This window comes from Rheinheimera hassiensis (assembly GCF_022436675.1).
Classification (GTDB): Bacteria; Pseudomonadota; Gammaproteobacteria; order Enterobacterales; family Alteromonadaceae; genus Alishewanella; species Alishewanella hassiensis.
Window position 1 is genome coordinate 370,943 of sequence record NZ_JAKUJZ010000003.1, and the last position, 13,013, is coordinate 383,955.

The following is a 13,013-nucleotide window of genomic DNA, read 5'->3' on the forward strand; positions in this document are numbered from 1 at the left end:
CAATGGCTTTATCTCGTGAACAGGTTGCCATGCGCGTGGCGCAAGAGCTACAAGACGGCTACTACGTTAACTTAGGCATTGGTATTCCAACGCTGGTGGCCAACTATGTGCCAGCCGGCATTGAAGTAATGCTGCAATCAGAAAACGGTTTGCTGGGCATGGGCCCCTACCCGACTGAAGATGAAATTGATGCCGATATGATTAACGCCGGTAAAGAAACTGTCACAGCTATCAAGGGCGCGGCTATATTCAGCTCGGCTGAAAGCTTTGCCATGATCCGCGGCGGCCATGTCGATTTAACCGTACTGGGTGCGTTTGAAGTGGATCAAAACGGCAATATCGCCAGCTGGATGATCCCGGGCAAGCTGGTAAAAGGCATGGGCGGCGCGATGGACTTAGTCGCCGGTGCACAAAATATCGTTGTTACCATGACTCACGCCGATAAATACGGCAACAGCAAGCTGCTAACCGACTGCACCCTGCCACTAACCGGCGTAGGCTGCGTAAAGAAAATCGTTACCGACTTAGCCGTACTGGAAGTACGCAACGGCGCTTTCCACCTGCTGGAACGCGCTCCGGGCATTTCAGTTGAAGAAATTCAGCAAAAAACGGCTGGTAAGCTGGTTATCGAAGGCAACGTGCCGGAGATGGTGTTTAACTAAGTTGCCGCTTTAACCTGTAAAGGGCGCTAAGATTGTGACGATCTTAGCGCCCTTTTTTTGACCACATATAAATCATGTGATAGCATCAATTAATATCAATTGATGCAGAGGTGCACCATGACAGCATTAGTACGTGAGTTTACTCCTACACTCTATACAGTGCCCAATGTGTGGCAGCAGCTGGGTATTGCTGAGCGCGGGCCTAAACTATATCAGGCGCTGCATGAAGGATTTAGCTACAGCGTGTTTGATAAGTTGTCCCTGGTATCCATGTTAGATAAAAAGCAGTTGGCACAAATATGTCAGTTAGCGCCAGCTACATTGGCCAGGCGGGCAAAGCTGGGTAAGTTTACGCAGGAAGAAAGTGACCGGTTGCATCGTTTTGCTACCGTGCTGGTAGCTGCCAATGCCCTGTTCGATAAAGATATGGTAGCAACTAAACGTTGGCTTACTGAGCCGGTATACGGCCTTGGCGACAAAGCGCCGCTGGATATGCTGGCAACCTCTGCTGAAACGCAGGCGATATTAGATTTAATTGGCCGCTTAGAACACGGTGTGTTTGCCTGATGCAGTTGTATCGCTTAGTGCACCACAAATGGGCTGCACAAGCATTTGACGGCGAAGGAGCAAAACTTTATGGCGGCCGCTGGAACAGCAAAGGTCAGCTGTGTGTCTATACTGCAGGCTCTGAAGCCCTCTCCATACTGGAGATTTTGGTACATTTAAATAACCGTACAGCACTTAAACAGTACAGGCTATTTCAATTAACGATTGCCGCCGAAGAAGTATTATCGGTCAGTCCGGCGAATCTGCCACTGGGCTGGCAACAGCAACCAGCCAGCATCGACACCGCGCGTATTGGGGACAGCTGGCTGGCACAACAAGCCAGCCTGGCGTTATCTGTACCCAGTGTAATTGCACCACGCGAAAACAATATATTGCTTAATCCACAGCATTCGCATTTTAACCAATGTCTGGCAACACTTACCGAACTGGATTTTATGCCAGACCCACGCTTAACGCTTTAATCTGGCCAACAAGCTGGAGGTATCCCAGCGGCTGCCACCCATCTGCTGCACTTCACTGTAAAATTGATCCACCAAGGCCGTTAGCGGCAAATGGCTGCCGTTTTCGCGCGCTTCTGTCAGTGCTATGCCCAAATCTTTGCGCATCCAGTCTACCGCAAAACCAAAATCGTATTTACCTTCGAGCATGGTCAGCGAGCGGTTTTGCATCTGCCAGGAAGATGCTGCACCTTGTGAGATCACCTCCACCACGGCTGCCGCATCTAAACCGGCATTTTGGGCAAAATTCAGCGCTTCGGCCAGGCCCTGCACTACACCGGCAATACAAATCTGGTTTACCATTTTCGCTAATTGGCCAGAGCCTGCCGGGCCGAGCAATTTTGCACAGCGCGAATAACACTTAATTGCCGCTTCGGCTTTAGCAAAATCAGCCGGCTCACCACCGATCATTACCGTTAGTACCCCGTTTTCGGCGCCGGCCTGGCCACCGGATACCGGTGCATCCAAAAAGCCGATACCCTGTTGCTTTGCCGCCTGTGATAGCTCGCGGGCCAGATTGGCCGATGCGGTTGTATGATCAACCAATACTGCGCCTGCTGCCATACCGGCTAATACGCCCTGCTCGCCGTACACTACAGAGCGCACATCGTTATCATTACCTACACAGATAAACACCAGCATCGCACCTTGTGCAGCTTTGGCCGGGGTTTCGGCATAAGCACCACCATACTGCGCAGCCCACTTTTCTGCTTTAGACGCTGTGCGGTTATACACTGTTACCTGATAACCTTTTTGTTGCAGGTAGCCAGCCATCGGGTAACCCATAACTCCCAGGCCGATAAAAGCGACCTTGTTCTCACTATTAATTGACATATTAATGACTTAAAACTGTGACATACTGTGGCGCAAAGCTTACAAAGATATCCGCCCGATTGAAAGCACTTAAATAAGGAAACAGCATGGCAAATGTGCACCAGTACAAGGTAAAAGATGCCAGCGGTAACGAAATTGATCTGAGCCAGTATCGTGGCAAGGTATTGCTGGTGGTAAACACAGCCAGCCAATGCGGCTTTACCCCCCAGTATAAAGAACTGGAACAGCTGCATCAGAAATACAAGGATAAAGGCCTGGTTATACTGGCATTTCCCTGTAATCAATTTGGCGGCCAGGAGCCAGGCTCTGATAATGAAATTCAGCAGTTTTGTGAACTGAATTACGGCGTCAGCTTTCCGGTTATGGCGAAGCTGGCAGTTAACGGCCCGGATGCATCACCGCTGTTTGAGCACTTAAAAGATTCGGCCCGTGGCCTGATGAAAACCCGGGCGATTAAGTGGAATTTCACCAAATTTCTGATAAATAAACAGGGTGATGTAGTTAAACGTTATGCCCCGCGCACCAAACCTGCCAGTATTGCCGCTTCGGTAGAAGATTTGCTGTAACTTTGATCCAGCGCTAAATATAGCGCTGGCATTTGCGCTAAGCTCTATGGCAAATAATGGGAGAGATACCATGAAAGTTGCCGTATTCAGCGCGAAAAAATATGACAGAGACGGCTTCAGCCAGTGGGCTGACAGCAGTTTGCAGTTTAGCTACCACGAAACCAGACTAAATAAAGACAGCGTAAAACTGGCTGCAGGCAGCCATGCAGTGTGCGCTTTTGTAAATGACGAACTTAATGCCGAAGTATTACAGCAGTTATCAGAGCTTGGTATTGAGATGATAGCGCTGCGCTGCGCCGGTTTTAACAATGTCGATCTGGACGCAGCCAAAGTGCTTGGCATTAGGGTGTCACGGGTACCGGCGTATTCTCCTGAGGCTGTGGCTGAACATACTATCGGTATGATGCTGTGTTTAAACCGCAAACTGCATAAAGCCTACAACCGGGTACGTGATGATAACTTTGCACTGGATGGCCTGCTGGGTTTTAATCTGTTTGGCAAAACCGTGGGGTTAATTGGTACCGGCCGTATTGGCCTTGCCACAGCAAGGATACTACGCGGCTTCGGTTGCCAGTTACTGTGCCATGATATTGCACAAAACCCGCACATTGCAGAGCTGGGCGGGCGCTATGTACCACTGGCCGAGCTATACGCCCAAAGCGACATTATCAGCCTGCACTGCCCGCTTACACCCGATACCAAGCATCTTATTAACCATTACAGTATTGGTAGCATGAAAGATGGCGTAATGCTGATCAACACCAGTCGTGGTGCATTAATTGATAGCAAAGCAGTGATAGCTGGATTGAAAAACCGCAAAATTGGCTATCTGGGTTTAGATGTTTACGAGCAGGAAGCCGATTTATTCTTTGAAAACCTGTCAGAGCAAGTGATAGACGACGAAGTATTTAAACGTTTGCTTACGTTTCCCAATGTATTAATAACCGGCCATCAGGCGTTTTTTACCAAAGAAGCACTACAGGAAATTTGCCAGGTAACCAGCGACAATTTACTGGCATTTGCCAGCAATACTGCCACCGGCAATGAATTGGTCAATTGAAAAAGCAGCCCAACGGCTGCTTCTTTTAAAGGCTTTGACACTAAAAATGCCTTAATCTTCCTGCATTTCACTTAACAGGGTTTCTGCCAGCTCGTCTGGCATTACCACTACGCCCGGGCCATCAGTATCAGGCAGCACGGCGATAGCCAGCTCGTCGCCGTTTAAGCCAGACGTCCATTTATCCAGCCAGGTGTCTACATCAACAGCCTGAGCAGTACAATGCGCCCATTCACCTTCAATCCACTGCTCGGCAAGTTCGGCATGTGGCCATACCGGAATACAACGCTCATCTTCAGCGCTTACCAGAACAAAACCGTCTTCATCGGTTAAAATCCAGATTTTTTCCAGATCAGCAACTGCCTGAATAAAATAAGTGTAGCGCTGCTCTGCATCTAAAGCGGTGATGCGTTTAAGCTCTTCAGCCGTTAATTGATAATCCATAAGTGGTTCCTGTTCAGCGAATCAATAATACCGCTAATGATGACGGATCCAGCAGCTTTTTACCATTAATAATTACACCAGCCAAAGGTTACCGAGCCCAATCAATATAGCGTAACGTGCTGCTTTACCCACAAGTACCAGCAACAAAAACACCTTAAATCGCACTTTCAACACACCGGCCACAAAAGTTAAAGGGTCTCCCACCACCGGTAACCAGGCAAATAATAAACTCCAACTGCCAAACCGCTGAAACTGCTGCTGTGCCCGGCTAAGCGCGGCTGCAGACACCGCAAACCAACGTTTATGCTGAAAATTAAGCAACTTAAGCCCCAGGTACCAGTTAACACAACTACCCAGCGTGTTACCTGCCGTTGCCGCAATAAACAACCACAGTGGGTTATAGCCTTGCTGCAGCAAGGCCAGTAGCACTATTTCGCTGGACGCCGGAAACAACGTAGCGGCCAACAGGCCGCTACAAAACAGCGAGAAATATGCCAGCATCTAATCAGTTAACCAACACCTGCCAGGCTAAACGCAGCCAAAGCAGCCATAAGGCCAGGCATCCCAGTAAAAATATGTTAAAGCGCAACCGTACATTGTTACTGCCAATATGCACCACCGTATGCAGTACCCGCAGCAATACAAACGCCGCGCCCAACACTGCATAGCCCAGATCAGCAAATCCCAGCTGCAGTGTAAATAACACGCTGAATAAATACAGCATTGGCATTTGAAACTGGTTATCAAAGTTACGACTGGTAGCAATTACCTGCTCATTGGCACCGGTCAGGTTCATGGTTTTAAATGCGGCTACGGTAATTTCTTTATTTTTAGCCGCCCTAATACGGCGTTTACCCATCAACACCATCACTACACTGGTAAGCAATATCTGCACAAATACCGGCAGCAATATCAGTTTTTCCATTTTATTCTCCAAATTTAAACTGCTCAGAGCTTAATGCAGCCAGGTTAAAGATGCCAGCGTCTTAATTCTGTCATATCAGGCCTTTATATTTCAGGCAATGATATTGCTATACTGCGTTGTCTTTTTTAGTTGGGTGATGCAATGGCGCAATTATATTTTTACTATTCGGCAATGAATGCCGGCAAATCAACCTCTTTACTGCAAAGTGCATATAACTATCAGGAAAGAGGCATGACAGTGGCTATTTACACCGCTGCACTGGATAACCGCTACGGCCTGGGCAAGGTAAGCTCGCGTATTGGCCTGGCGATGGATGCACATATTTTTAATGGCAACTTTAATTTTGTTAGCCATGTAAAGCAGCTTAAAGTACAGGGCCGTTTAGATTGCGTATTAATAGATGAAGCGCAGTTTTTATCCAAAGCTCAGGTTAGGCAGCTAACCGATGTGGTCGACGATTTAAATATCCCGGTGCTGGCCTTTGGCCTGCGTACCGACTTTTTAGGCGAAACCTTTGCCGGTAGCGAAGCGCTGCTGGCCTGGGCCGATAAACTGATAGAGCTGAAAACCATTTGCCATTGCGGCCGCAAAGCGAATTTTGTTGTGCGGTTAGACGAGCATGGCAAGGCCGCAACCGAAGGCTCGCAAGTACAAATTGGCGGCAATGAAAGTTATGTATCCATGTGCCGCGCGCACTTTAAAGCGCTGGTATGGCAGGATCAAGCAACGGAGTAAACAATGAAAATTCTCTATGGTGTGCAGGCAACAGGAAATGGTCATATCAGCCGGGCCCGCGCCATGGGAAAATATCTGGCTAAAGCCGGTGTACAGGTAGATTACCTGTTCTCCGGCCGCCCTGCTGACCAACTGTTTGATATGCAACAATTTGGCGATTATCAGGTCAAACGCGGTTTAACGTTTGTTACCCAAGCCGGTAAAGTTAATTACTGGCAAACACTGCGCCAGGCTTCGATGCAAACCCTGTGGCAGGATATTAAAGCGCTTGATTGCAGCAGTTATGATCTGGTCCTGACGGATTTCGAGCCTATTACCGCGCACGCCGCAAAACAGCAAAAAAAGCGCAGCGTAGCACTTGGTCATCAGTATGCCTTTTTGCATAAAATCCCAATGGAACAGGCTAATCTGATTACCCATCTGATGTTCCGCCACTTTGCTCCGGCACAAATACAATTGGGCCTGCACTGGCACCATTTTAATCAGCCCATCCTGCCACCTATTATCGACGAGGCTGAGCACGACGATGCAGATACAGAAGCAAATAAAGTGCTGGTATATTTACCATTTGAAGATCAACAGCAGGTTATTGGTCTGCTAAAACCGTTAACAGAGTTCCAATTCTGCTTGTATGGCCCCGGGCTGGCTAAAGCGGCTATCGGCCATATACATACTCACCCGCCTGCACTGCACGCCTTTAAAGCCGATTTAGCCCGCTGCAGCCATGTATTAAGTAATGCTGGCTTTGAACTGATAAGCGAAGCGCTGCAACTGCAGAAACACATTATGGTGAAGCCGCTACGAGGCCAGATGGAGCAACAATCCAATGCACTGGCGCTACAACAGTTAAAACTGGCCAGCCACACCGACAGCCTGAGTACCGGCATCATTGCAAAATGGCTCAACGAAAAGCAGCGGCATGGCACAGTAAACTACCCCGACGTTGCCAGCGCTATCTGTAATTGGTTGCTACAAGACCCACCAGGCGAAGTAAACACCCTGAGTAAAACACTATGGAGTTAAAGCGCTAAGGCGCTATTTTTGCCAATACCACCAAATCCGTTATAGTAAAGTATAACGATAAAGTGAGTGCGGCATGTCAAAACAAGACATTACATTCCCACATTTTTGGGCAATCCTTGATGCCCTGCCTACCGCATTGCTATATAAAGAAAACACCAGAGCCGCTGTATTTGCCAATCAGGCAGCGTTAACCCTGTTCCAGTTACCTGCGCAGCAAAATGTGTTATCGATATCACAACTGCAGCAACTGTCGTTGCTCAATCCAGATAACAAACAAGCGTTTGATTTACTGCACAACCCTTTATTACTAGCGTTAAGCGGCACGGCATTACAACAGGTGGTCCAGCTGAACAGCTATGACAACCCGTTATTGCTGCAAAGTACCAGTATTGCCCTGTCGTTTACACTGCACAGTATTAATCTGGTCACGTTGCAACCTGTGGCTGTAAACACCCTGGTACCATTGCAACCTGCATTACCGCCAGAACAAGCAGAAATAGAAGAGGCGCTGGCATTTGACAAACTGATGTCACTTATCTCAACCCAGCTGATTAATGTGCAGGACGACAAGCTCGATCAGCATATTGAACATGCGTTAGCCGCAATAGGCGAGTTTTGCCATGCCGATCGCAGCTATGTATTTTTATTCAATGCCGATTTAACTGAAATGAACAATACGCATGAATGGGTACGCAGCGGCATCAGCTCGCACAAAGCCAAACTGCAAAAAATCCCACAGCAGGCGATGCCTTACTTTTGCCAAAAAATACAGCAGGATCTGGTATTTGCTGTCAATGATGTCACTAGCCTGCCGGCAGAAGCTGCTGCTGAACAGCACGAGTTCAACGCAGAAGATATCCAGTCAGTGCTGTGCTGCGCCATGCTCAACAACGATAAACTCAGTGGTTTTCTGGGTTGCGACATGGTATCGCGACAACGTAACTGGACCAGCAATGATTTACGCCGGATGAAACTGGTAGGCGAAATGATCGCCAATACCTTACAAAATGTGAGTTACCGCCGCTCATTACAACAGATGCAACAGCAACTGCTCCAGGTTAATCTTGAGCTGCAAAAGCAAGCCAGCCAGGATGGCCTTACCGGCATTGCCAACCGGCGGCAGTTTGATACCAGTCTGCAAAGTGAAATCCAACGCTGTGCCCGCAATAACCTGCCGTTGGGCCTGCTATTGCTCGATATTGACCGCTTTAAACTCTTCAACGATCACTACGGCCATCAGGCCGGCGACGATGCATTAAAGTGCATTGCCCGAGCACTGGATAAGTTACCTCGCCGTAATGGCGAACTGGCAGCACGCTACGGCGGTGAGGAGTTTGCTATTATACTGCCCAGTAGCGATACCGATGCCTGCACCCAGATGGCTCAGCAAATACAGCAACAATTGGCAGAATTAGCAATTGCACATCAGGCATCAGATATCGCCAGTGTTGTCACTGCCAGCATAGGCATTGCCGCCAATACCCCCAACAAACACAGCACCAGCGCCGATTTTATCAGCGCCGCCGACAAGGCGTTGTATAAAGCCAAGGCTAACGGGCGTAACCAGTTTATTATTGCCGCACAATAAAACGGGAAGCCAGGCTTCCCGTTTGGTTTTATCAATTAATACAAGCCACAGGCTTAATCATAAAACGGTGATCGCTGCTCAGTGGCGTTAATCAACGTATTAGGCCGGTTCAGTGGCTGGCCACCATCTCTGCCAATTGGTACCCAAGGCAAACGTCCACGTCCTGTAGCAGGGCGTAGCGAGAATAAATCAAAGGGTATTGATAGGTAGAAGCCTTTAGTAAAGCTACCTTCTCCATACTCCGAAGACGACACATTGGTAAAAGCGGCGTAAGCGCCAACGATAATACCGCTGTCAAAGCGCTTAGCAAAATCAACGTTTACGCCTTTATCTTTTGCCAAAAACTGGCCTATGTTGAAGGTCAGTTGGGTATCCGGTAAAAAATCAGGCTTCCAGTACACATTCACGTGGCCGGTAAAGGTTTTATAATCAAAAAAGTCGAGGTCATCCTCATAAGAGCGCTGCCTTACATAGTTAACATCAAAACCAATAGCAAAATTAGAGTCTACCGGGCGATATAACACTTCGCCGCCGACACCGCCAAACATCATCTCCAGATAACCACCATATGCTTGCGCATAAACATCGGGCATTATCTGGTCCTGCCATTGCAAATACAGGTTTTCCATCGACACCGTACTGCGAGTTACATATTCACGTATATAAGTGCGTACCCTGGGTAACGGTGTATTCTGCGCGTCGACTTTATAATTAAACTTATCAAAGTTCTCTAGCAAAGTTACTTTAGCTGCGCCGTTAATACTAAAATTACTGGTTAAACTGTAACCGGCATTCGCTAACACTCCTCCCTGATACATATAAAACGCTTCCGGATTACCAAAGGTTTGGATCCAAAATGTTTCGACACCAGTATAAAAACCTGTCGGATCCGGCAACTCGGTTAAACCAAGCGTTCTGGGCTCTGGCGACTGGCGTACATAAGTTGATTTAACATCAGTATGTAGTGAGTCGTAGCGGGCGGCGCTAATAAACTGCTCTGCATTTACCACTGTTTCAACCATTGGTAAATTTCCAGTATAGGTCACTATCCGATAGGTTTTAATATTAGTTGGCACTTCTGTGGCCAAAATTCGACCTATGCGCTCAATCGCCTCGTCATGATCACGATAAGACACCTGTTGACCATACACTACAAATTCATCGTCTGTCATTTGAGATGAACGCAGCACAAACCCGGCCTCCGTAAACAATGCAGTCGGCAAAGCATCACGGTTGGTAATCTGCTTAGTATCATCTAACTGCTCAGGAATAATACGTGGTGCAGGCTTAACTTTAACCTGGCTAATATTGTGTAAATTCATCGCATAATGCACACCAAAACCTAGTGTATTGCCGCGCTGGTAATTTAAATCAAAATTAAAATCTTTCCAGCGATACACCGCACCAATATTCCAGCGGCTATCTTGTTCAAGTTCACCGGCATAATCACTAGTGTAATTATTACCTTCATATTCCAACTTTAAACGTAAAGGCTGCCATGGCGTTTGGTACTCGATACCGCCAAATAACGAGGCCGGGCCTTTAAAAAAAATATCGTAATCAATTTTGCCACCTTGACCACCGTAACCAGTTGGCCTTTGACAAAAACTATCTTTTATCTCACAAAACGGATTTTTGGTATTATCAGCAGTGCCGAGGTAACCCCAGCCCATACCAAGATGAAAGTCAAAATCGCCCCATTTTTTACTTAAGCTGACAAATTCACTTTCAAATAAACCGGTACCGCCAAAATCACGAAACCCAACAGATACCTGCGGCAAATAAGTACCTTCTTGCAGGACACGAAACTTAACGTCAATACCTTTATCTTTGTAAGTTTGGTTTCCGCTGAAATCTGGGTCATCGCTATATAGCCGTGTACGAACATCAGTGTAGCGCACAGTGGATTCCATCCAGTCAAATAACTGAATACTAACCGACCATAAGCGATACTCTTCGTTATCAGTATAGTTTATCGATAAATCACCAGCTGCCGCCATACGAGCTGTGGGCGTTTGAATCAACCCCACACCGCCATGGGCCATTTGCGACACACCTGAAGGTAATTGCTGCCAGCTATCATTATTATCGGCTTTTGCAACTGAGGGCTGTAACGCCAGACTAACTAAAGAAAGTAAAAACGGAATACGTACAGTAGTCATGGCAACACCCTGTGGCTGGCAAGCTCAAGTAAACGCTTATTTAATTTATCTAACTGTGAACTAAACAGCTGGCTTTGCAGCGGAATAAAAACCTGTGCCCCAGGCATAGCTTCAATATGCGAGTGGTTCCAGTAAGTCGATCCGACAGCCTGCGCTGTACCATCCGGCTGTAGCAGCATTAATTGGCTAAGGTCGGCCAATGCTGTTGGCTGGACAGACACAAGGTAATCAGACGCAGCTGCTGCACCGCGATGAGGTACAGCAACTGCTGAGCTTACTGCGCCAAACAGATAAACACTGGCAGGGCGCTGTTTCAGCTGTAACAAATAAGCACCATTATCAAAACGTGGATTAAGATCTGGCCGTATCCGGGCAAAATCATAGTCTATGGGCATCGCAATGCGTTTACCTAAACGCCAGGACGCCAACTGCCGCTCCAGTGATTGTAGTGTAGTAACAAAATCACTGTCAGCGACATTATTCTGCTTTAGCGCAACTATTTGTTGCAGCAGCAACTGACGTAACTGCTCAGGTTCATCACTATCAAGTTGGTATAATGCTGCCGCCGGCCAGTACCAATTGTTTTGCAATGCCACAGGCGCTAGCACTTCATTTAGTCGCGGGTTAGTATCAAACTGATAGCGGTTGCCATTAATATCTACCGTCACTGCGGCATACACTGACGGCGCAATAAGCAAAGCACTAAAAATAAACTGTTTGAGCATATTCAAGTTCTTCATTGACTACCGCCGGTATTAGTTGTACTTAACTGTGGGAGCAGCCGCCCTATCCGGCTGACATACGTCATAGTTATCGGTTGTGAAAATGGAGACAAAGTCTGCTCACTTTTAATCAAAGTACCTGACTCACTGTCAAACCAAAAATAGTTTTGCCAGTTGTCATCAAAACGCAGATAATTAGCGCTATCTTCATACTTTACATGCTCCACTATCAGGGTGGTATTCATCTGTTGCTGAAAAACCGTCAAGTGTTGCGCCGGTATAATTTCAAAGCGTGAGCGCAGCGCATAACCATATTCACCGTTATGCCAGTCTGCCAAGCGTAACCAGGTAGCATCAGAGCGAATAGAGACTCTACGGCGAACCGGGTCATTAATAGTATTAGTCAGATGCAGCAGGTCATTCTCCAGACCTAAAGTACGTACCAGTCGGCCGTGCTCCATTATCAACATAGCATTATCTGCCGATATCCATTTATGCTGTCCGGCTTCAAGGTGCATCAATACCATTACTGCTTGCGCCCGATCACCGTGCTTTACATAGAGTAAGTCGTATTGTGATTGCTGCACCTCAGCCACACTAAGCTCTGCATTTGGGATATCTGCAAAGGCAAGCTTAAGAGTATCCATATAAGAATGATAAGTACCGGCACAAGCGGTGAGGGTTAGCAGCATCAAGCCACTAAAAACCATTTTAATTAATGTTATCAAGGTGTACGCCTGCTGATTAAAAGTACCAAATAAACCCAAAGCAATAAAAAAGCCGCCTGCAGGCGGCTTTTTTTAAGCAATAAGCTTATATAGTTGAAGTTACTGTAACAGATGTTGTACTAGTAGCCGTACCTGTACCTGTATTGGTTACAGTAGTGCCAGTACAAACACCATTTACCGGCGTACTGCCATCATCACACAGCACTGGTGGCTGAGTTACAGATGTACCACGGTTATTAGAAATAACTGCTGCTGCAACTGCGATACCTACTACACCAGCGGCAATAGTAGTTGTTGCAACACCACCAATAGTACCCTCTTTAGAATCTGCACCACCAGCAACATCCTGAGCATTAACACCAGCACTTAATGCCATTACCGCAGCAGCAATAATTAACTTTTTCATAGCAATTTCCTTAATAAACGAATTTGGATTTCCAGTTAAGTGAAGAGTAACGTAAAGAAAAGTATTACTCAACCCCTAAATGCATGTTGACTGCATT

General features: G+C 47.0%; 16 protein-coding genes. 8 read left to right on the plus strand and 8 right to left on the minus strand.

The window, feature by feature from the left end; translation table 11 throughout:
* Nucleotides 1–2: 2 nt before the first annotated feature.
* The 3 genes from MJX74_RS07530 (at nucleotide 3) to MJX74_RS07540 (ending at nucleotide 1,690) form a co-directional block, all read left to right on the plus strand.
* Complete coding sequence (locus MJX74_RS07530; protein WP_240222174.1) at nucleotides 3–662, plus strand: CoA transferase subunit B; 660 nt, start codon at nucleotides 3–5, stop codon at nucleotides 660–662.
* Nucleotides 663–779: 117 nt separating this feature from the next.
* On the plus strand, nucleotides 780–1,229 hold the full coding sequence (gene parS, locus MJX74_RS07535; RefSeq protein WP_240222177.1) for a type II RES/Xre toxin-antitoxin system antitoxin: 450 nt from the start codon (nucleotides 780–782) through the stop codon (nucleotides 1,227–1,229).
* Nucleotides 1,229–1,690: an RES family NAD+ phosphorylase gene (locus tag MJX74_RS07540; RefSeq protein WP_240222179.1), complete on the plus strand. Its 462-nt coding sequence runs from the start codon at nucleotides 1,229–1,231 to the stop codon at nucleotides 1,688–1,690. Before parS ends, MJX74_RS07540 begins: the two co-directional genes overlap by 1 nt.
* On the opposite strand, the gene MJX74_RS07545 is transcribed toward MJX74_RS07540, so the two are convergent.
* Complete coding sequence (locus tag MJX74_RS07545; protein WP_240222181.1) at nucleotides 1,679–2,560, minus strand: NAD(P)-dependent oxidoreductase; 882 nt, start codon at nucleotides 2,558–2,560, stop codon at nucleotides 1,679–1,681. The two genes, MJX74_RS07540 and MJX74_RS07545, sit on opposite strands and share 12 nt — an antisense overlap.
* 86 nt (nucleotides 2,561–2,646) lie before the next feature.
* Here MJX74_RS07545 and MJX74_RS07550 point away from each other — a divergent pair, with 86 nt between their 5' ends.
* Nucleotides 2,647–3,126 carry a glutathione peroxidase gene (locus MJX74_RS07550; RefSeq protein ID WP_240222183.1) on the plus strand — a complete coding sequence of 160 codons (480 nt, stop codon included), beginning with the start codon at nucleotides 2,647–2,649 and terminating at the stop codon, nucleotides 3,124–3,126.
* Nucleotides 3,127–3,196: 70 nt separating this feature from the next.
* Nucleotides 3,197–4,186: a 2-hydroxyacid dehydrogenase gene (locus MJX74_RS07555; protein ID WP_240222185.1), complete on the plus strand. Its 990-nt coding sequence runs from the start codon at nucleotides 3,197–3,199 to the stop codon at nucleotides 4,184–4,186.
* Between the two features lie 51 nt (nucleotides 4,187–4,237).
* Here MJX74_RS07555 and MJX74_RS07560 read toward each other — a convergent pair whose 3' ends face one another.
* The 3 genes from MJX74_RS07560 to MJX74_RS07570 all read right to left on the minus strand — a co-directional run bounded on the left by MJX74_RS07560 (nucleotide 4,238) and on the right by MJX74_RS07570 (nucleotide 5,552).
* The gene (locus tag MJX74_RS07560) at nucleotides 4,238–4,627 is read right to left on the minus strand and encodes a DUF2750 domain-containing protein (RefSeq protein WP_092791430.1); all 390 of its coding nucleotides are present in this window, start codon (nucleotides 4,625–4,627) and stop codon (nucleotides 4,238–4,240) included.
* Between the two features lie 72 nt (nucleotides 4,628–4,699).
* Entirely contained in the window at nucleotides 4,700–5,128 is a 429-nt protein-coding gene (locus tag MJX74_RS07565; RefSeq protein WP_275692701.1) for a YqaA family protein, read from the minus strand.
* 4 nt (nucleotides 5,129–5,132) lie between these two features.
* A complete protein-coding gene (locus MJX74_RS07570) occupies nucleotides 5,133–5,552 on the minus strand; it encodes an MAPEG family protein (RefSeq protein WP_240222187.1) in 420 nt (139 codons plus the stop codon).
* 141 nt (nucleotides 5,553–5,693) lie between these two features.
* On the opposite strand from MJX74_RS07570, the gene MJX74_RS07575 reads away from it, so the two are divergent.
* From MJX74_RS07575 to MJX74_RS07585, 3 genes are all read left to right on the plus strand, one after another.
* Nucleotides 5,694–6,287 carry a thymidine kinase gene (locus tag MJX74_RS07575; RefSeq protein WP_240222189.1) on the plus strand — a complete coding sequence of 198 codons (594 nt, stop codon included), beginning with the start codon at nucleotides 5,694–5,696 and terminating at the stop codon, nucleotides 6,285–6,287.
* Nucleotides 6,288–6,290: 3 nt separating this feature from the next.
* Nucleotides 6,291–7,310: an MJ1255/VC2487 family glycosyltransferase gene (locus MJX74_RS07580; protein ID WP_240222191.1), complete on the plus strand. Its 1,020-nt coding sequence runs from the start codon at nucleotides 6,291–6,293 to the stop codon at nucleotides 7,308–7,310.
* A 73-nt stretch (nucleotides 7,311–7,383) separates the two neighbouring features.
* Nucleotides 7,384–8,898, plus strand: a complete 1,515-nt coding sequence (locus tag MJX74_RS07585; protein WP_240222193.1) for a sensor domain-containing diguanylate cyclase — start codon at nucleotides 7,384–7,386, stop codon at nucleotides 8,896–8,898.
* A gap of 53 nt (nucleotides 8,899–8,951) precedes the next feature.
* Here the strand turns inward: MJX74_RS07585 and MJX74_RS07590 are convergent, their stop codons facing one another.
* From MJX74_RS07590 to MJX74_RS07605, 4 genes are all read right to left on the minus strand, one after another.
* Complete coding sequence (locus MJX74_RS07590) at nucleotides 8,952–11,060, minus strand: YjbH domain-containing protein (protein WP_240222195.1); 2,109 nt, start codon at nucleotides 11,058–11,060, stop codon at nucleotides 8,952–8,954.
* Nucleotides 11,057–11,800 carry a capsule biosynthesis GfcC family protein gene (locus tag MJX74_RS07595; RefSeq protein WP_240222198.1) on the minus strand — a complete coding sequence of 248 codons (744 nt, stop codon included), beginning with the start codon at nucleotides 11,798–11,800 and terminating at the stop codon, nucleotides 11,057–11,059. The genes MJX74_RS07590 and MJX74_RS07595 overlap by 4 nt, the downstream gene beginning before the upstream one ends.
* The gene (locus MJX74_RS07600) at nucleotides 11,797–12,510 is read right to left on the minus strand and encodes a YjbF family lipoprotein (RefSeq protein ID WP_240222200.1); all 714 of its coding nucleotides are present in this window, start codon (nucleotides 12,508–12,510) and stop codon (nucleotides 11,797–11,799) included. Before MJX74_RS07600 ends, MJX74_RS07595 begins: the two co-directional genes overlap by 4 nt.
* A gap of 85 nt (nucleotides 12,511–12,595) precedes the next feature.
* A complete protein-coding gene (locus MJX74_RS07605; protein WP_240222202.1) occupies nucleotides 12,596–12,916 on the minus strand; it encodes a hypothetical protein in 321 nt (106 codons plus the stop codon).
* Nucleotides 12,917–13,013 lie beyond the last annotated feature (97 nt).